The following is an 18,437-nucleotide window of genomic DNA, read 5'->3' on the forward strand; positions in this document are numbered from 1 at the left end:
CGGTCACCGGTCCGTCCAGTGCTCCGCCAGGTCCTCCCACAGGTACGCGGCCGTCTCCACGCCCTTGTCCAAGAGTCCCAGCTCGACCTTCTCGTCGGGAGAGTGCCAGCCGTCGGACGGAACGGAGATGCCGAGGAACAGCACCGGAACGCCGAGGACGTCCTGCAGGTCGGCGGCGGGCCCGGAGCCTCCCTCCCGGGTGTAGCGGACGGTCGTGCCGAACGCCCGTCCCATCGCCCTGACCAGCGACTGGAGCGCGGGATGGTCGAGCGGGGTGAGGCAGGGGCGGGTCGCGCCCCAGAAGGTGATCTCGTGCCGGATGCCCGCGGGCAGCGACCGCGCGACCCAGTCCCGCACCGCCTGCTGGACCTTCTCCGGATCCTGCCCCGCGACCATCCGGAAGGACAGCTTGAGCTGCGCCGACGCCGGCACGATGGTCTTCCCGCCGGGCCCCTGGTACCCGCCGCCGATGCCGTTGACCTCCGCGGTCGGCCGGGCCCAGAGGCGTTCCAGTGTGGTGTGGCCGGACTCGCCCAGCGCGGCGTGCGAGTGGGCGGTGCGCAGCCAGCGCGCCTCGTTGAAGGGGAGTTCGGCGAACAGGGCACGCTCCCGGTCCGTCAACTCCACCACCCCGTCGTAGAAGCCGGGGACGGCGACCCGCCTGTCGGCGTCGTGCAGCCCCGCCGCGAGCCGAGCCGCCTCGGTCGCCGGGTTGGGCACGGCTCCGCCGAAGGAGCCGGAGTGGATGTCCTGGTCGGGGCCGAAGAGGTCGATCTGGCAGTCGGTGAGTCCGCGCATGCCGGTGCACACCGTCGGGGTGTCCTCGGACCACATCCCGGTGTCGGAGACGATCACCGCGTCGCAGGCCAGTTCCTCCGCGCGCTCCCGGACCAGGTCCGGGAAGTGCGGCGACCCGGACTCCTCCTCGCCCTCGACGAGGAGTTTCAGATCGACCGCCGGCGCGGTGCGGCCGGTGGCGGCGAGATGGGCCCGCACACCCAGGGTGTGCAGGAAGACCTGCCCCTTGTCGTCGGCCGCTCCCCGGGCGTGGATCCGCTCCTCGGTGCGGACCGGCTCGAACGGTTCGGTCCGCCAGCCGTCCTCCCGGTCCGCGGGCTGCACGTCGTGGTGGCCGTAGACCAGCACCGTCGGTGCGTCCGGGTCTCCGGACGGCCAGTGCGCGAACACCGCCGGATGGCCCGGGGTGTCCCACACCTCGACCGTGGTGAACCCGGTGTCGCGCAGTTTCGCCGCGAGCCAGTCCGCGCTGCGCCGCACGTCACCGGCACGGAGCGGGTCCGCCGAGACGGACGGGATGCGGAGCCATTCCTCGAGGTCGTCGAGGAAGGCGCCGCGGTGGGCGTCGACGTAGGCGCGGACCGCACTGTCCGGGGTGCTGCTCATGCACCCGAGCCTATCCGCCCCGCACAGCACCGCGCTGCGCCCGGGAGACAATCCCCGCCGAGCCGCGGAACCGGCGGCCCGCATCAGTCCTGGGGCGCTCCGTGCAGCAGTCGTTCGAGTCCCTCGCGGTCGGGAAGCGGCGACGGGCGGACGATCCGTCCCGTGCGCACGTACAGGAACGCGGCGTCCACCGCGGCGAGCGGCACCCCGCACAGCTCGGCCCAGGCCACGCGGTACACGGCAAGCTGCAACGGGTCCGCGTCCTGGCGGCGTCCCGTCTTCCAGTCCACCACCTCGTACGCCCAGCCCTCGTCGGTGGGCGTACGGTACACGGCGTCGATGCGGCCGCGGATCGTCCGTCCGGCCAGGGCCAGTTGGAAGGGCGCCTCCACGCGGTACGGGGTGCGGCGCGCGTAGGGGGTGTCGCTGAAGGCCTGCTTGAGTTCGGCGAGGTCCCGCTCGTCCTCGATGCCGGCGGGCTCGTCGCCGCCCGGCAGCTCGTCGGGACCGAGCATCGGCAGGGCCAGTTCCTCGAAGCGCGACTCCACCCAGGCATGGAACCGGGTACCGCGCCGGGCCGCGGCGGGCTGCGGCGGCCGCGGCATCGGCCGGGCCAGGTCGCGGGCGAATCCGTCCGGGTCGTCGGCCAGGCGCATCAGTTGCGAGGCCGACAGGGACGCCGGGAGCGGCACCTCGTGCACGGTGGAGCGCGAGCGCCGCAGTTCCTGCGTGAGCGCGTCGAGGTCCTTGTCCCAGGAGTCGACGAGCCGCTGCTCCTCCGGGTCAGGCGGCACCGTCGCCGGGTCGGGGGCGTCGGCGCGGCGGGGCGCGGGCAGTGCGGGACGTTCCAGGTGCGCCCGGACCCGGGCGGCGGCGTCGCGCCGGCGCTCCAGGGCAGTCGGGTCCAGCGGCAGCGGCCAGGCGATGTCCTCCCCGCGGGCGGCGAGGGCCGGGTTCTGCGCGCCCTCCTCCGGCTCCTCCGCCCAGCTCTCGACCTCGCCGTGCCCCGGATGCTCCTCGCAGTGGGCGCGAAGGGCCTCGAGGAAGGCGGACGGCCCGCGGCGGCGCTTCTGGCTGGGGCCCCACCAGTGCCCGGAACCGAGCAGCAGGGAACGGGGGCGGGTGAAGGTGACGTATCCGAGCCGCAGTTCCTCCGTGGCCTGGTGCTCACGCTGCCGGGTCTCGTAGCGCGAGAGCTCCTTGGCGGACCATCCGTCGATGTGCGGCAGGGTGTCGGCGTCCCCGCGCAGGGGGTGCGGCAGCACGCCCGGCCGGGTCAGCCACGACTCCCGGGGGCGCTCGCTGGGGAACTGCTTGGCCACCAGGCCGGGTACGGCCACCACGTCCCACTCCAGGCCCTTCGCCTTGTGGGCGGTCAGCACCTTGACGGTGTCCCCGCTGCCGGGCAGCGAGCCGTCGAGGCCCTTCTCGTACTGGGCGGCGGTGCGCAGGAAACCGAGGAACGCGAGGAGCGTGGCCTCGCCGTCGAGACCGGCGAAGTCGGCGGCGATGTCGAGGAACGCGCTCAGCGTCTCCCGGCGCCGCGCTGCCAGGGCGTGCGGGGACGCGGAGAGTTCGACCTCCAGACCGGTGGCGGCGAGCACTCGGTGCAGCACGTCCGTCAGCGGGTCGCCGAGGGAGCGGCGCAGATCCCGGATCTCCGCGGCGAGCCGGGCGAAGCGGACCCGGGCCTGCGGGGAGAACGGGAGGGCGTCGTCCGGCTCGCCCTCGAGGAAGGTGTCGAGCGCGTCGGCGAGCGAGACGATCTCGGCGGGGTCGACGCCCTCGACGGCAGCGGTGAGCCGACGGTCCGGGTCGTCGTCGGCACCGGGCTCGTCCCTCCGCACCAGATACCGGGCGCGCCGCCCCAGCAGGGCGAGGTCGCGCGGCCCGATGCGCCACCGCGGTCCCGTCAGGAGGCGTACCAGGGGGGCGTTGGCCGTCGGGTCCTGGAGCACCTCGCAGGTCGCCACCAGGTCGGCGATCTCGGGGAGGTGGATCAGGCCGGAGAGTCCGACGACCTCGACGGGGACGTCCCGTTCCACCAGTACGCGCTGGATGGCGGCGAAGTCGCCCGCAGTGCGGCAGAGCACGGCGATTTCGCCGGGCGCCGTTCCGGTCCGGACGAGATGGGCGATCCGGTCGCCCAGCCACCCCAGTTCCTCGTCCTGCGTGGTGTGCAGCGCGCAGCGCACGACGCCGTCCTGCTCGGCTCCCAGGGCGGGGCGGAGTGCCTCGACTCCGTGGTGGCGTGCGCGCAGCGGTGCCGCCAGGCCGTTGGCGAGCCGGAGCAGGCGCCCGCCGCTGCGGCGGTTCTCGCTGAGGGCGTGGCGCCGGGCCGGTTCGCCGTTCCGGTGCGGGAAGTGCTCGGGGAAGTCGTCGAGGTTGGCGACGGAGGCGCCGCGCCAGCCGTAGATGGCCTGGCAGGGGTCGCCGACGGCGGTCACGGGGTGGCCGGTGCCCTGACCGAACAGGCCGGCGAGCAGAATGCGTTGGGCGACGGAGGTGTCCTGGTACTCGTCCAGCAGCACCACGCCGCACTCCTGTCGGAGGAGGCGCCCCACTTCGGGGATGTCGCGCGCCAGGGTGGCCGAGAGCGCGATCTGGTCACCGAAGTCCAGCAGGTCGCGGTCGCGTTTGCGGGTGCGGTACTCCTCGACGAGGCCCAGCAGTTCGGTGCGGGCGACGACGGTGTCGGGGATGCGGCGGAGCGCCTGGTTGGTGAGGGGCGCGTCGGCCAGTTCGGTGCGGAGAGCGGTGTCGTGGGCACGCAGTTGCGCCGGGGTCGCCAGGTGTTCGGAGAGTTCCGCGTCGAGGGCGAGCAGGTCCTGGACGTGGGTGCTCAGACCGTTGCGCAACCCCTCGAACGGGCCGCTCGCGGCAGTGAGCACCCGGGCGGCGAGCTGGAAGCGCGTGGCGTCGGCGAGCAGCCGCGCGCCGGGCTCGATGCCGAGGCGGAGGCCGTGCTCCTTGAGGAGGCGGCCGGCGAACGCGTGGTAGGTGAGGATCTGCGGCTCGCCGGGAGGCTCCTCCTCCGTGCCCGTGCCGGGATCGCCGCCTCCGGGGTCGAAGATCCCGGCGCGGGCGAGCGCAGCCCGTACGCGCTCGGCGAGTTCGCCGGCGGCCTTGTTGGTGAAGGTCAGGCCGAGCACCGCGTCGGGGGCGACGCGGCCGGTGCCGACCAGCCACACCACCCGGGCCGCCATGACGGTGGTCTTGCCGGAACCGGCGCCGGCGACGATCACCTGCGGCGCCAGCGGCGCGGTGATGCAGCGCAGCTGTTCCGGCGTGAACGGGATCCCGAGCAGCTCCTTCAGCTGCTCGGGATCGGTGAGCTCGGGTCGTGCGGACACGGGAGTCGACGCTAGCGGCCGGTACCGACAAGCGGTGCCCGGGGCTGGGGCGCGGCGGTGAAGGGAGGCCTCACTCCACGACGTGCCGGCCCTCCGGCTGCGCCGAGCAGGAGGAGCGGAACGCGCACCGGGTGCAGTGCGTACCGGTGCGGGGCGTGAACCGTTCGTCGAGGACGCGCCCGGCCGCTTCGGCGAGCAGGTCACCGATCCACGCGCCGTCCGGCGGCTTCTGCTGCTGGACGGCGGGCAGGGCGTCGCCGCCCTCGCGGCGCGTGGCACCGAGACGGAGGTGGACCAGTTCCGCGCCGCCGGGCGTGTGCCCCTGCTCGCGCAACGCGAGCTGGTAGACGGCGAGCTGCGGGTGGTGCTCGACCTCGGCGGCGGTCGGCTTGGCCCTGCCCGTCTTGAAGTCGACGACGTAGAGGCGGCCCTGCACGTCCTGTTCGACGCGGTCCATGCTGCCGCGGATGCGTACGGCGTACCGGCCAGCGTCCAGTGTGACGTCGAACTCCTCCTCGCTGCCCACGACGTGGCGGCCGTCGGCGCGCTCCCGGACGTGCCACGCGAGGAAGCGTTCCAGCGCGGCGCGGGCGGAGTCCCGCTCCTGCCGGGACTTCCACGGCGCGTCGAAGGCGAGCCCTTCCCAGACGCCGTCCAGGCGCTCCATGAGCACCGACAGGTCGGCCTCGGTACCGCCGGAGGCCACTTCGTCGGCGAGGACGTGGACGACGTTCCCGAAGCCCTGCGCGGTGCTCGCGGGTGCGTCGGCCTTCACCTCGCGGCCGAGGAACCACTGCAGGGAGCAGGTGGTGGCGAGCTGTTCCAGGGCACTGCCGGACAGCGCGACCGGGCGGTCCCGGTCCCGCAGCGGGGTCTCGGTGTGCGTGGGTTCCCGCAGGCCCCACCAGCGGTGCGGGTCGGCCGCGGGGACGAGGGGGGTGCCCTCCTCGTCGGTGAGGGCGGCGAGCCGTGCGAGCCGCTCGGCGGCCGCTTCGCGCAGCTCCGGGGAGGCAGCGGGATCGACGGTGGTCGCCCGGAGCTCGGCGACCAGGGCCGGGACGGAGAGCGGACGGCGGGGGCGGCCGGCCACCGCACGCGGCTCCACCCCGAGTTCGGTGAGGAAGCGGGAGGGCTGGTCCCCGTCCTCCCCCTGGGCCTGCACGGCGGTGACGACCAGCCGGTCGCGGGCCCGGGTCGCGGCCACGTAGAACAGTCTCCGCTCCTCCGCCAGCAGGGCGCCGGGCGGCAGCGGTTCGGCGAGTCCGTCCCGGCCGATCCGGTCGGCCTCCAGGAGCGAGCCGCGACGGCGGAGGTCCGGCCAGAGCCCCTCCTGCACGCCGGCGACCACCACGGTGTGCCATTCCAGGCCTTTGGCGCGGTGCGCGGTCATCAGCCGTACGGCGTCGGGCCGCACCGCACGTGCGGTGAGGGTGTCGGCGGCGATGTCCTGGGCGTCGATCTCCTCCAGGAAGTTGAGCGCGCCGCGGCCGCCGGTGCGTTCCTCGGCGCGCGCGGCGGCGGCGAACAGCGCGCAGACGGCGTCCAGGTCGCGGTCGGCGTTGCGCCCGGCGGCGCCCCCGCGCAGTGCCGCCCTCTCGAGGCGGCCGGGCCATGAGGTGCCGTTCCACAGCTCCCACAGCGCCTCCTCGGGGGTCCCGCCGTCGGCGAGGACGGTTCGCGCGGTGTGCAGCAGCAGTCCGAGGCGGCGGCCGCCGCGGGCGTAGGACGGGTCGTGCGCGGCGAGCCGCTCGGGTTCGGCGAGGGCCTCTGCGAGCAGGGTGTCCGAAGGGCGGGGCACGGCGTGCCCGGCGGCGCGTTCCTCGTCGCGCAGTGCCCTGCCGAGCCGCCGCAGGTCGGCGGCGTCCATTCCGCCGAGCGGGGAGGACAGCAGGGTGAGCGCCGTCTCGACGTCCGGGCGGGCCTGCCCTCCGGTGTCCGGGCTGCCGCTCTCCGGGGCTGCGTCGGCCACCGCGGCCTGGGCCGCTACCCGCAGCGCCGTCAGCAGGGGAGCGACCGCGGGCTCCTGCCGCAGCGGCACGTCGTCGCCGTCGGTCTCCACGGGCACCCCGGCGGAGGTGAGGACGCGGCGCAGCACGGGGATGCTGCGTCCGCCGGCGCGGACGAGCACGGCCATGTCGCGCCAGGGCACGCCCTCCTCCAGGTGGGCGCGGCGCAGCAGGTCGGCGACGGTGTCGAGCTCGGCGCCCGGGGTGGGGCAGGTCAGGACCTCCACGCGACCGCCGCTGCGCGAGGGGGCGAGGGAGCGGTGGGCCCGGACCGCGTCGGCGGGCAGGCGGTGGAGGGGCATCCGCCGGGTCAGCTCGCGGGTGGCGGCGAGCAGGGCGGCGCCGGAGCGCCGCGAGGTGCCCAGCACGCGGACCGATGCGGGTGTGCCGTCCTGCTGCGGGAAGCCGGCGGGGAAGTCGAGGATGCCGCCGACGTCCGCGCCGCGGAAGGCGTAGATGGACTGGTCGGGGTCGCCGAAGGCGACCACGGTGGGTGCCCCCAGGGCGCGCAGCAGCCGCACCTGGGAGGGGTCGGTGTCCTGGTACTCGTCGACGTAGACGGCGTCGTACCGGGTGCGCAGCTGCGCGGCGATCTCGGGCCGCTCGGCGAGCAGCACGGCCCGGTGGACCAGTTCCGCGTAGTCCAGGACGCCCTGTGCGTCCGCCACGTCCAAGTACTCGGCGAGGAACGCCGAGGCGGCGTCCCAGTCGGGTCGTCCGGTGCGGCGGGCGAAGGCGGCGAGCTGATCCGGGCCCAGGCCCAGTTCACGGCTGCGGGCGAGCACCGCCCGCACCTCGTCGGCGAAGCCCCGGGTCGTGAGGCAGGCGCGCAGTTCGCCGGGCCAGGCGGTGCGGCCGCGACCCTCCGCCTCGAGGTCGAGCTGCCCCTCGAGGAGCTCCCGGATGTACAGGTCCTGTTCGGGTCCGGAGAGCAGTCGCGTCGGCTCGGCGAACAGGTCGGCGTCCTGGTGGGCCCGGACCAGGGCGTAGCAGTGCGAGTGGAAGGTGGTGGCCTGCGGTGCGGCCGCGCCGCCGAGGCGTGCGGCCATCCGGTCGCGGAGCTCGGCGGCTGCCTTGCGGCTGAAGGTGAGGACCAGGATGCGTTCGGGGTCGGTGCCGGCGCGGACGCGCTGCGCGACGGCTTCGACGAGGGTGGTGGTCTTGCCGGTGCCGGGCCCGGCGAGCACCAGGAGCGGTCCGGTGGCATGGTCAACCACAGCGCGCTGTGCCGCGTCCAGAGCAGGGACGGGCGCGGGCGCGGGTGGTGTGCGCAGCAGCCGGTACGCGCCGGCCGCCCGTGGCGCCGCGGGCGGTGCGGCCGGATGTGCGGACGACGGGACGGAGGTGCTCACGTGGATCGCCTTGCGATGGAGGGGTGGTGCGTGGGGCAGACGCTACGCGAGCCGCCGCCCGGGGTGCCGTGTGCCGCCGGCCCGCGGCACCCCGGCTCCTCACCGCGGGCGGGACGCCCCGTCTGCCGCGGGGGCGCCGTCCCAGCGGGCACGGCGCATGTCCAGGCGGGGCACGTGGCCCTCGGCGGACCGTGCGGCCTCCCGCAGGGGCGTGCCCTCCTCCCGGTAGAGCTCCAGGGCACGGAGTTCGGACCCCGGCAGCAGCACGCCGTCGGAGCGCACGACGCGCCACCAGGGGACGGGCCCGCCGTAGAGCGCCATGACGCGGCCGACCTGGCGCGGCCCGCCCTCGTCGAGCCACTCCGCGACATCGCCGTACGTCATCACCCGACCGGGCGGAATCTGCTCCGCGACCTCCAGTACCCGCTCCGCGTAGTCCGGCAGCTCCGGCGGCTCGCTCCCTCGCATGGCGGCCATGATGCCGTACGCCGCGGACACCGCGGGCCGTCGGGAGCGGCGGGCTGCGGTGCGCATCTCGCGCCCCGCGCGTACTCCCTCGTACCCTCGGGCACCATCCCGACGTGTCACCATCTTCGTCCGGGCGGTGACGGGTGAGACGAGACCAGGACGAGACGGCGGCCGACATGCGACGGGGGAACGGGCTCCGGGAGGAGCCACTTCATCGAACGGCGCCCGCTGCCCACGGGCCCTCGCAGAACGGCACGGACATGCGGGACGAGCACGGCGGCCACGACCCCGGCGGGCCCGGGGACGGGCAGGACCGGGGCGGCGGCATCGTCGCCGACGAACCGCTGCTGCCGGCACGGGTCCACCGCCCGTCCGACCTGTTGCGGCTGGGGCTGGGCGTGCTGGGCATCGTGGTGGTGCTCACCGTCGCCGCGTTCGCGCACGGCACCACGACGGGGCTCGAGAGCGACGTCGCCAAGGGGACCGCGCAGGCACCCGCGCTGCTCATCAGCCTCGCGGGGCTGACGGCGAGCGTGGCCGTGCTACTGGTTCCGGTCGCCTTCGCCGTGGAACGGCTGATCAAGCGCGACGGCCTGCGCATCGCCGACGGCGTGCTGGCGGCCGTCCTGGCGCACGGCGCGTCCCTGGCGATCGACCTGTGGGTCACCGGGGCGGCCCCCGCCTCGGTGGAGGACGCCCTTACCAAGCAGCTCGGCGAGGGCGTGGTGAGCACACCGGTCCACAGCTACCTGGCTCCCGTCATCGCGTACATGACCGCCGTGGGGATGGCCCGGCGGCCGCGTTGGCGGGTACTGCTGTGGGCGGTGCTGCTGCTGGACGGCTTCGCCGTCCTGGTCGCCGGCTACTCCACGCCGTTCTCGATCGCCGTCACCGTGCTGGTCGGGTGGAGCGTGGCGTACGGCACGCTGTACGCGGTCGGCTCCCCCAACGTGCGGCCCACCGGCCAGACCCTGCTGGCGGGCCTGAACCGGGTGGGTTTCCGGCCCGGGAGCGTGGCGGCTGTCGAGGAGCTGGCGGAGGAGAACGAGCAGCCCGAGCACGACCGGGGGCGCCGCTACCGGGTGAGGATGGCCGACGGGTCGGCGCTCGGGATCACCGTCGTCGACCGGGAGCAGCAGGCGCACGGCTACTTCTACCGGGTGTGGCGCCGCCTCGCGCTGCGCGGACTGTCCCAGCCGCGCAGCACCCAGTCGCTCCGGCAGGCACTGGAGCAGGAGGCGCTGCTGGCCTACGCGTCCATCGCCGCAGGGGCGAACGCGCCCCGCCTGGTCGCCACCTCCGAGCTCGGACCGGACGCGGTGATGCTGGTCTACGAGCACGTGGAGGGGCGCCGGCTCGCGGCTCTCGCGGACGAGGAGATCACCGACGGCCTGGTGCGGGCGGCCTGGGAGCAGGTGCGGGCGCTGCAGTCGCGGCGCATCGCACACCGCCGCCTGGTCGGCGACGCGCTCCTGGTGGACGACTCGGGCGCGGTGTACGTCACCGACATGCGGGGCGGCGAGATCGCCGCGGGGGATCTGGTGCTGCGGATGGACGTGGCGCAGCTGCTGACCACGTTCGGGCTGCGCGTCGGCGCGGAGCGGTCGGTGGCTGCGGCGGTGGAGGTACTGGGCCCGGACCTGGTCGCGGACAGCCTGCCGCTGCTGCAGCCGATCGCGCTGAGCCGCGGTACCCGGACCACGCTGCGGCGGCTCGCGAAGGAGCGCGCGCAGCGGGAGCGGGAGGCGGTGCTGGAGGCGTCCCGGGCGCGGAAGGAAGCCCGGGAGGCGGCCGAGCGGGAGTTCGCGGTCGCCCACGACCGGAAGGCGCTGAAGGCGGAGAAGCACGCGGAGAAGAAGGCGCTGGACGAGGCGCTGGACGAGGCGCGCGAGGAGGATCTGCTCGCCCAGATCCGCAGCCACGTGCTGCTGGTGCGGCCGCAGGCGCCGGTCGAGCCGGCGCGGCTGGAGCGCATCCGCCCCCGCACGCTGATCAGCTTCATCGCGGGGGCGCTCGCCGCGTACTTCCTGTTCAGCCAGCTCAGCCATGTCGGCATCGGCCAGGCCGTGGTGGGCGCCGACTACAGCTGGGTCGCGATCGCGCTGGGGTTCTCGGCGCTGACGTACCTGGTGGCCGCCGTCGCCCTGCTCGGGTTCGTGCCGGAGCGGGTGCCGTTCGTGCGCACCGTGCTGGCACAGGTCGCCGGGTCGTTCGTGAAGCTGGTCGCTCCGGCGGCGATCGGCGGCGTCGCCCTCAACACCCGCTTCCTGCAGCGTGCGGGGGTCCGGTCCGGGCACGCCGTCGCGAGCGTGGGCGCGTCGCAGCTGTTCGGACTGGGCGCGAACATCCTGCTGCTGCTGGCCTTCGGCTACCTGACCGGTACGGAGCACACGCCGACGCTGTCGCCCTCGCGGGCCGTGATCGCGGGGATGCTCGCAGCGGCCGTGCTCGGCCTGATCGTCACCGCGATTCCGGCGCTGCGGAAGTTCGTCTCGGAGCGCCTGCGGTCGCTCTTCGCGGGCGTGGTGCCGCGCATGCTGGATGTGGTGCAGCGCCCGAAGCTGCTGCTCACGGGTGTGGGCGGCACGCTGGCGCTGCCGTTCGCCTTCATCCTGTGCCTGGACGCCTCGCTGCGGGCGTTCGGCTACGACATGAGCTGGGCGACGCTCGCGGTGGTCTTCCTCGCCGGCAACGCGCTGGGGTCCGCGGCCCCGACGCCGGGCGGGCTGGGGGCCGTGGAGGCGGCCCTGATCGCAGGCCTGATCACCTTCGGGGTGCCGAAGGAGGTCGCGACACCGGCGGTGCTGCTGTTCCGGCTGATGACCTTCTGGCTGCCGGTGCTTCCCGGCTGGCTCGCCTTCACGCAGCTGACGCGGAAGGACGCGCTGTAGGCCTCCCGCCCCGGCTGCCGTGCCCCGCGCGGTCCGCAGGGTCCGCGCGCACGGTCGCCCCACCGGCGCACCGTCCGCCGGCGCAGCAAAGAGGGACAATGGAGGGCAAAGGGGGCCGCGAGTGCCCCGAGGAGACTTCGAGCGGCGTCGCGCGGCGGGCGAGGAGTGCGTGATGGCGACAGCAGGGCGGACCAGATATGTCGCCGACCGGGGTCTGACCGGCCGGATGGTGGCGACGATGTTCTTCATCGGGCTGCTGTACGTGGTCCTGGTCGGTGTGCTCGTCGTGGCACTGGGAAACGCCTGGCCGCTGATCGCTCTGATCGCGGGCGGGCTCTTCGTCGCGCAGTTCTGGTTCAGCGACCGGATCGCGGCGTTCAGCATGGGCGCGCACGAGGTCACCCCGGAGCAGGCGCCGCAGCTGCACGGTGCCGTGGACCGGCTGTGCGCCCTGGCGGACATGCCGAAGCCCAGGGTGGCCGTCGCCGACAGCGACGTGCCCAACGCGTTCGCCACCGGGCGGAACCGGCAGAACTCCATGGTCTGCGTCACCACCGGCCTGCTGCGGAGGCTGGAACCGGACGAGTTGGAGGGCGTGCTGTCCCACGAGTTGTCCCACGTCGCGCACCGCGACGTCGCGGTCATGACCATCGCTTCCTTCCTCGGGGTGCTCGCCGGGCTCATGACCCGCGTCGCACTGTGGGGCGGCCTGAGCCGCATGGGCAACCGGGACAACAGCGGCGTGGGCCTCGCGCTGCTGCTCGTCCCACTGGTCGGCGCCGTCGTCTACATGGTCAGCTTCCTGCTGACGCGGCTGCTGTCCCGCTACCGGGAGTTGTCCGCGGACCGGGCCGGGGCACTCCTCACCGGACGCCCCTCCTCTCTCGCCTCGGCACTCACCCGGATCAGCGGGGACATGGCCCGCATCCCCACCCGTGACCTCCGGCGGGCCGAGGCCTTCAACGCCTTCTTCTTCGTCCCCGCGCTCTCCGGGGAGAGCCTGGCCGGCCTCCTCTCCTCGCACCCGCCGCTCGAGCGCCGCCTCGAACAGCTCAACCGCATCTCCGTCCAGCTCGGCCGCGGCGCCTGAGAGACCGCCGCCACGAAGGGATGGGTCGCCATGGGATTCCTCGACGCGCTCCTCGGCCGCAGCAAGCCCGTCCGTCCGGATCTCGACCGGCTGTTCGCGCTCCCCGCCGCCGCCGTCACGCTGCGGGCGGGGGCCGACCTGCTGCCGACGGGCGTCGGCTCCGTGTGCTTCGCCTCCGTGGAGGGCGGCGGCTTCACGCGCCTGCGGCGCGAGGTGCGCGACCTGCTCGACAGCGACCGCGCACACGGCGAGGACCCGGTCCGGTTCAGCCGGGACCAGTACGGCTACACCTGGCTGCTGGCGCGCCACCCGCCCGAGGACCTGCCGTCGCTCGTGAACGACCTGCACGCCGTGAACACCCTGCTGTCCGAGACGGGCTTCGGACCCCAGCTGCTGTGCTCGCTCGTCGGATTCCGCCCGGTCGAGGATCACACCGGGTCCGGGGCGCACCCGCTCGCTCTGGTCTACCTCTACAAGCGGGGCACCTTCTACCCGTTCGCCCCGCTGCCCGGCGAGAAGCGCGCCACCGCGCTGGAACTGCGCGTGCGCGGACTGCTGGAGGACGACCTCAGCATCGAGCCGGACCTCTCCCGCTGGTTCCCGGTGTGGGGCGCCCCCGGCATCTGAGACACCTCCGTCGCCGACCCCCGACCCCGACTGTGCGGCACCGCATCCACCAGCCTCTGTCCGGTTCTCGCCTTGCAGATGCGCCTTCCTGCAACTTAACGTGCCGCATATGCGCTCCTACTCGATCGGCCGGGCGGCGCGACTGCTCGGCGTCAGCCCGGACACCGTGCGCCGCTGGGCCGACGCCGGCCGGCTGCCCACGCGGCGCGACGAGGGCGGCAAGCGGCAGATCGCCGGCACCGACCTGGCCGCCTTCGCCGTCGCCCTCGCCGCCGAGCCGGACGAGGAGACCGGCGAAGGACGCACCAGTGTCCGCAACGCCTTCCCCGGCATCGTCACGGCCGTCACCGTGGGCGATGTCGTCGCGCAGGTGGAGGTGCAGGCCGGCCCGCACCGCCTGGTCTCGCTCCTGACCCGGGAGGCCGTCGAGGAGCTGGAGCTCGACGTGGGCGTGGAGGCCGTCGCCCGGGTGAAGTCGACCAACGTGCACGTGGACCGGAGGTGACCCGGGGATGCCGTCCCGCCGCACCGCCGCCGCCCTCCTCGCCCTCCTGTTCGGCCCGGCCGCCGTCGGCTGCGGCAGCGTCCTCGCCGACGACGGCGGCGGACGGAGCGGGGGCACGACCACCGTGACCGTCCTCGCGGCCTCCTCCCTCACCGACGCCTTCGGCAGCGCCGAGCACGCCTACGAGGCGGAACACCCCCGCGTCGACCTGCGCATCTCCTACGCGGGCTCGCAGACCCTCGCCGCGCAGGTACGGCAGGGCGCGCCGGCGGACGTGCTGGCGACCGCGGACACCCGGACCATGCGCAGCGTCTCCGCCGAGACCGGAAGGCCCCGGATCGTGGCGACGAACCGCCTCACCGTCGTCACCGCTCCGGGCAACCCGCACGGCATCCGCGACCTGCGCGACCTGGCCGATCCGTCGCTGAAGGTCGTCCTCGCCGCCGAGGAGGTGCCGGTCGGCGGCTACAGCCGCGAGGTGCTGGCGGAGCAGGACGTGCACGTGCGACCGGTGTCGCTGGAGTCGGACGTACGGGCCGTGCTGGGCAAGGTGGAGCTGGGCGAGGCGGACGCCGGCATCGTGTATGAGACCGACGCGCACAGCGGCGGCGACAAGGTCGCGCAGGTACCCGTCCCGGTGGACCGCAACGCGGTGGCCTCCTACCCGGTGGCCGTGCTGAAGGAGTCGGCGCACCCGGAGGGGGCCGCGGCGTTCATCCGCTGGCTCCGCTCCGAGGAGGGTTTCACCCACCTGCGCGAACAGGGATTCCGGCGGCCGTGAGGCGAACGGCGGCACGCGGCCGCATCCCGCGGCGCCCACCGCTGCCGCTGCTGCTGCCCGCCGTGGTGGCGGTGATCTTCCTCGGCATGCCGCTGGTGGGCGTGGTCGCGCGGGCTCCGTGGAACGATCTGTGGGGCCGCTTCACCTCGCCCGCGGTAGTCGACGCGCTGCTGCTGTCCCTCGCGGTCTCCCTGTGGGCGCTGGTGCTGTCGCTGCTGCTCGGCGTCCCGCTCGCCTGGCTGCTGGCCCACGGGCACTTCCGCGGCAAGGCGGTGGTCCGGTCGCTGGTCCTGCTGCCGATGGTGCTGCCGCCGACGGTGGCGGGGGTCGCGCTGCTGCAGGCGTTCGGCAGGCGGGGCGTGCTGGGGGAACCGCTGGCCCGGCTGGGCGTCGGCCTGCCCTTCACCACGGCGGGCGCGGTGGTGGCAGCCACCTTCGTGGCGATGCCGTTCCTCGTCATCAGCCTGGAGGGCGCCCTCGCCGGGGTGCCGCCGCGGTACGAGGAGGCGGCCGCCACGATGGGCGCGAGCCGGCTGCGCACCTTCCGATCGGTCACGCTGCCCATGGTGGCGCCGTCGCTGGTGGCGGGCGGCGCGCTGGCGTGGGCGCGGGCGCTCGGCGAGTTCGGCGCGACGATCACCTTCGCAGGCAACCTGCCCGGCTCCACCCAGACGCTGCCCCTCCAGGTCTACCTCCTGCTGCAGAATGATCCGGGAGGCGCGACGGCGGTGTCGCTGCTGCTGCTTGCGGTGGCCGCCGGAGTGCTGTTCGCACTGCGCGGCCGGTGGCTGGGGCCGGCACGGCGGGCATGACCGACGACACCGCCGCCCCCGCCCGCCGGTGTGCGGGTGGCGGCGGCGGAGCGCGGCTGCCTCAGTAGACGGGCTTCTCCGGCTCGATCTGGTTGACCCAGCCGATGACGCCGCCGCCGACGTGGACGGCGTCGGAGAAACCTGCGTCCTTGAGGACCGCCAGGACTTCCGCGGAGCGGACACCCGTCTTGCAATGCAGGACGATGCGCTTGTCCTGCGGCATGGTGCCGAGCGCGTCACCCATGAGGAACTCGTTCTTCGGCACCAGCTTGGCGCCCGGGATGGAGACGATCTCGTACTCGTTGGGCTCGCGGACATCGATGACCTCGATGCTCTCGCCCTCGTCCATCCACTGCTTCAACTGCTTGGGAGTGATGGTGGAGTCGACCGCGGCCGCCTGCGCCTCGTCGGACACGGCGCCGCAGAAGGCCTCGTAGTCGATGAGCTCGGTGACCGTCGGGTTCTCGCCGCAGACCGCGCAGTCCGGGTCCTTGCGGACCTTGACCTGCCGGTAGGACATCTCCAGGGCGTCGTAGATCATCAGGCGGCCGACCAGCGGGTCCCCGATACCGGCCAGCAGCTTGATGGCCTCGTTGACCTGGATGGAACCGATGGAGGCGCAGAGCACGCCCAGGACGCCGCCCTCGGCGCAGCTCGGCACCATGCCGGGCGGCGGGGGCTCCGGGTACAGGCAGCGGTAGCAGGGGCCGTGCTCGCTCCAGAACACCGACGCCTGACCGTCGAAGCGGTAGATCGAGCCCCAGACGTACGGCTTGTTCAGCAGCACGCAGGCGTCGTTGACCAGGTAGCGCGTGGCGAAGTTGTCCGTGCCGTCCACGATCAGGTCGTAGTCGGCGAAGATCTCCATCACGTTCGAGGAGTCCAGGCGCTCCTCGTGGAGGGTGACCGTGGTGTGCGGGTTGATGCCCAGCACGGTGTCCTTCGCCGACTCGCCCTTCGGACGACCGATGTCGTTCTGGCTGTGGATGATCTGGCGCTGCAGGTTCGACTCGTCGACCTCGTCGAACTCGACGATGCCGAGCGTGCCGACACCGGCAGCGGCAAGGTACATCAGGGCAGGGGAACCGAGACCGCCCGCGCCCACGCACAGGACCTTGGCGTTCTTCAGACGCTTCTGGCCCTCCATCCCGACGTCCGGGATGATCAGGTGGCGGGAGTACCGGCGGACCTCGTCGACGGTGAGCTCGGAGGCCGGTTCGACCAGGGGTGGCAGCGACACGGAGAGACCTCAACAAGTTCGGTGATCGGGACATCCCCCCGGACCTGTGGGCCGGAGGACGTGCGTCTCCGGTAACACTGCCACGCCCGATCTCATTCCGAGACACTCGTCCCGATGTGCGAGACGAATGTGTCCCAGTACCCGGGAAGCGTCTCCCAGGGGCTCACGCCACCGGACGTACCGCGATCGGTGAAGTAGACCGTCCCGGCACCCTGCCACCGCGCGACGCGCAGCGCCTCGACCAGGTGCGTCCCCGGAACGCCGTGGACGAGATGGCAGAAGCGCTCCGGCGGGTGGTCGGCGGTCCACGCCGCCGCCTGCGACCAGCGGTAGTCGGGCCAGGCCCCCCGGAAGGTCACCAACTGGTCCGCGAGGGAGACGTACTCCGGATACGGGTGGGTGCCGTGCTCCAGCACGAGCCTGCCGCCCCCGCTGAGCGCCCGCAGCGTGCGGGTCGTGCGGCGGGTCTCGTACAGGTGGGCCGGGTCGGAGGGGCAGCGCGCGAGGTAGAAGCCGTCCACGCCGTACCAGTCGAGGAAGCGGCGGGCGTCCGCGACCAGCTCCGCGAACGGGCGGAAGCCCTGCCGCATGTCCAGATGTCCGAGCACCCGCACCCGCGACTCCCGGAACCGCGCGGCGGCCGCGAGGCAGTAGGGGTCGGGACGGGCACCGGGGCCGCGGCCCACGTCGAGCACCGTCCAGTGGAGCGCGGCCTCCGCCCGGGGCAGCGCCTGCCATTCGGCGGGAGCGAGCATCGGGTGCGCCCAGCCCGGGACACCGACGCCGATCCGCACATCCTCCGCCCCGGCCGCGGGCCCGGCACCTTCCTCCGTCAGATACGGCATGCCGCCTCCATCCAGATGTCGGCCAGCGACTCCTCCAGGCCGATGCGCGGACGCCAGCCGAGCCGGTCGCGCGCCGTACGGACGTCGGCCTGCTGCCAGGCACCGCAGCCGTCCGGGAACGGGACGGCCGCGGTCAGGCCGTTCGGTCCCACCGCCGGTGGTTCCAGTTCGTGGACGGCTCCCGCGTATCCCGCGACACGTGCCAGTACGGAGGCCGCGTCACGCATCCGCACCGCCCGCCCCGTCCCGATGTTGACCACGCCCTGCGCCGCCGACAGCGATGCCGCATGCACCGCGCGGGCCACGTCCCGCACGTCGACGAAATCCCGCTGGACGCCGAGGGCGGGCAGCTTCAGCTCGCTGTCGCCCTGCTGGAGCGCACGGCGCATGCCCTCCGCGAGACGCCCGAGCGGCGAGCCCGCGGGCGTTCCGGGACCGGCCGGGGAGAAGACCCGGAGTACGACCGCGTCCAGCCCCGACCCCAGCACGAGCTCGGTGGCGGCCAGCTTGCTCACGCCGTAGGGCCCCCCGGGACGCGGTACGGCGTCCTCGGCGGTGGACGACCCCGGCTGGGAGGGGCCGTACTCGGCGGCACAGCCGAGGTGCACCAGCCGGGAGCCGCAGCTGCTGCGGCGCATGGCCTCGCAGACGGTGGCGACGCCGACCGTGTTGTGCCGGGTCAGTTCCCGGGCACCGCCCCGGACGGCACCCGCGCAGTTGATGACGACGCCCGGGTGCACCGCGTCGAGGAACCGCGTGAGGGCGCCCGGGCTGCCGGAGGACAGATCGAAACGGACGTCGGCGTCGTCGTCGCGGCCCAGCGCCGTCAGCTGCACGGCCGGGTCGGCCAGCAGGCGCTCGGCGACGAAGCGCCCGAGGTACCCGTGGGCACCGATCAGCAGCACACGCATGGTGCGGCCTCCTCGTGACGGATCGCTCGACGGGAATTGCGGAGTGTCATGGGTGGTGCTCCTGTCGTGTCTCGTGCACTTCCGTGCGGCGGAGGGAAAGGGAGGAGAGGGAAGGGGAGGAAGCGGTGGGCGGCGCGGCCGCCGCGCCCGGA

Annotated in this window: 12 protein-coding genes and 1 pseudogene; 6 read left to right on the plus strand and 7 right to left on the minus strand. The window is 73.9% G+C overall.

Going from position 1 to position 18,437, the window contains the following annotated elements; genetic code table 11:
- Nucleotides 1–3: 3 nt before the first annotated feature.
- The 4 genes from ACL06G_RS07500 to ACL06G_RS07515 form a co-directional block, all read right to left on the minus strand.
- Nucleotides 4–1,404 carry a dipeptidase gene (locus tag ACL06G_RS07500; protein WP_412835612.1) on the minus strand — a complete coding sequence of 467 codons (1,401 nt, stop codon included), beginning with the start codon at nt 1,402–1,404 and terminating at the stop codon, nt 4–6.
- An 83-nt stretch (nt 1,405–1,487) separates the two neighbouring features.
- On the minus strand, nt 1,488–4,757 hold the full coding sequence (locus tag ACL06G_RS07505; protein ID WP_412835613.1) for an ATP-dependent helicase: 3,270 nt from the start codon (nt 4,755–4,757) through the stop codon (nt 1,488–1,490).
- Nucleotides 4,758–4,827: 70 nt separating this feature from the next.
- Nucleotides 4,828–8,115: an ATP-dependent helicase gene (locus ACL06G_RS07510; protein WP_412784512.1), complete on the minus strand. Its 3,288-nt coding sequence runs from the start codon at nt 8,113–8,115 to the stop codon at nt 4,828–4,830.
- 99 nt (nt 8,116–8,214) lie between these two features.
- Nucleotides 8,215–8,592, minus strand: coding sequence for an MGMT family protein (locus tag ACL06G_RS07515; protein WP_412784661.1), 378 nt, complete (start codon nt 8,590–8,592; stop codon nt 8,215–8,217).
- Nucleotides 8,593–8,759: 167 nt separating this feature from the next.
- Between ACL06G_RS07515 and ACL06G_RS07520 the strand changes: the two genes are divergently transcribed.
- The 6 genes and pseudogenes from ACL06G_RS07520 to ACL06G_RS07545 all read left to right on the plus strand — a co-directional run.
- Nucleotides 8,760–11,474: a flippase-like domain-containing protein gene (locus tag ACL06G_RS07520; RefSeq protein ID WP_412784662.1), complete on the plus strand. Its 2,715-nt coding sequence runs from the start codon at nt 8,760–8,762 to the stop codon at nt 11,472–11,474.
- A gap of 172 nt (nt 11,475–11,646) precedes the next feature.
- Entirely contained in the window at nt 11,647–12,564 is a 918-nt protein-coding gene (htpX, locus tag ACL06G_RS07525) for a zinc metalloprotease HtpX (protein ID WP_412784513.1), read from the plus strand.
- A gap of 30 nt (nt 12,565–12,594) precedes the next feature.
- Nucleotides 12,595–13,191 carry a PspA-associated protein PspAB gene (gene pspAB, locus ACL06G_RS07530; RefSeq protein WP_412784514.1) on the plus strand — a complete coding sequence of 199 codons (597 nt, stop codon included), beginning with the start codon at nt 12,595–12,597 and terminating at the stop codon, nt 13,189–13,191.
- Nucleotides 13,192–13,300: 109 nt separating this feature from the next.
- Complete coding sequence (locus ACL06G_RS07535) at nt 13,301–13,696, plus strand: TOBE domain-containing protein (RefSeq protein WP_412784515.1); 396 nt, start codon at nt 13,301–13,303, stop codon at nt 13,694–13,696.
- Nucleotides 13,697–13,703: 7 nt separating this feature from the next.
- Entirely contained in the window at nt 13,704–14,477 is a 774-nt protein-coding gene (gene modA / locus ACL06G_RS07540; RefSeq protein WP_412835614.1) for a molybdate ABC transporter substrate-binding protein, read from the plus strand.
- A pseudogene (locus ACL06G_RS07545) lies at nt 14,474–15,283 on the plus strand (ABC transporter permease); the annotation flags it as partial. The gene modA and the pseudogene ACL06G_RS07545, both read left to right, overlap by 4 nt.
- 67 nt (nt 15,284–15,350) lie before the next feature.
- Here the strand turns inward: ACL06G_RS07545 and moeZ are convergent.
- The 3 genes from moeZ to ACL06G_RS07560 all read right to left on the minus strand — a co-directional run bounded on the left by moeZ (nt 15,351) and on the right by ACL06G_RS07560 (nt 18,285).
- Entirely contained in the window at nt 15,351–16,529 is a 1,179-nt protein-coding gene (moeZ, locus tag ACL06G_RS07550) for an adenylyltransferase/sulfurtransferase MoeZ (RefSeq protein ID WP_412784517.1), read from the minus strand.
- Nucleotides 16,530–16,621: 92 nt separating this feature from the next.
- On the minus strand, nt 16,622–17,374 hold the full coding sequence (locus ACL06G_RS07555) for a spherulation-specific family 4 protein (protein ID WP_412784518.1): 753 nt from the start codon (nt 17,372–17,374) through the stop codon (nt 16,622–16,624).
- Nucleotides 17,362–18,285, minus strand: a complete 924-nt coding sequence (locus ACL06G_RS07560) for an NAD-dependent epimerase/dehydratase family protein (protein WP_412784519.1) — start codon at nt 18,283–18,285, stop codon at nt 17,362–17,364. The genes ACL06G_RS07555 and ACL06G_RS07560 overlap by 13 nt, the downstream gene beginning before the upstream one ends.
- Nucleotides 18,286–18,437: the final 152 nt, after the last annotated feature.

It is taken from the genome of Streptomyces callyspongiae (assembly GCF_047200695.1).
Taxonomy (GTDB): domain Bacteria; phylum Actinomycetota; class Actinomycetes; order Streptomycetales; family Streptomycetaceae; genus Streptomyces.

Coding starts and splice junctions, on each gene's coding strand:
- ACL06G_RS07500 (WP_412835612.1), bottom strand. CDS start 1,404: ATGAGCAGCACCCCGGACAGTGCGGTCCGCGCCTACGTCGACGCCCAC.
- ACL06G_RS07515 (WP_412784661.1), bottom strand. CDS start 8,592: ATGGCCGCCATGCGAGGGAGCGAGCCGCCGGAGCTGCCGGACTACGCG.
- ACL06G_RS07520 (WP_412784662.1), top strand. CDS start 8,760: ATGCGACGGGGGAACGGGCTCCGGGAGGAGCCACTTCATCGAACGGCG.
- htpX (WP_412784513.1), top strand. CDS start 11,647: ATGGCGACAGCAGGGCGGACCAGATATGTCGCCGACCGGGGTCTGACC.
- pspAB (WP_412784514.1), top strand. CDS start 12,595: ATGGGATTCCTCGACGCGCTCCTCGGCCGCAGCAAGCCCGTCCGTCCG.
- ACL06G_RS07535 (WP_412784515.1), top strand. CDS start 13,301: ATGCGCTCCTACTCGATCGGCCGGGCGGCGCGACTGCTCGGCGTCAGC.
- modA (WP_412835614.1), top strand. CDS start 13,704: ATGCCGTCCCGCCGCACCGCCGCCGCCCTCCTCGCCCTCCTGTTCGGC.
- ACL06G_RS07555 (WP_412784518.1), bottom strand. CDS start 17,374: ATGCCGTATCTGACGGAGGAAGGTGCCGGGCCCGCGGCCGGGGCGGAG.
- ACL06G_RS07560 (WP_412784519.1), bottom strand. CDS start 18,285: ATGCGTGTGCTGCTGATCGGTGCCCACGGGTACCTCGGGCGCTTCGTC.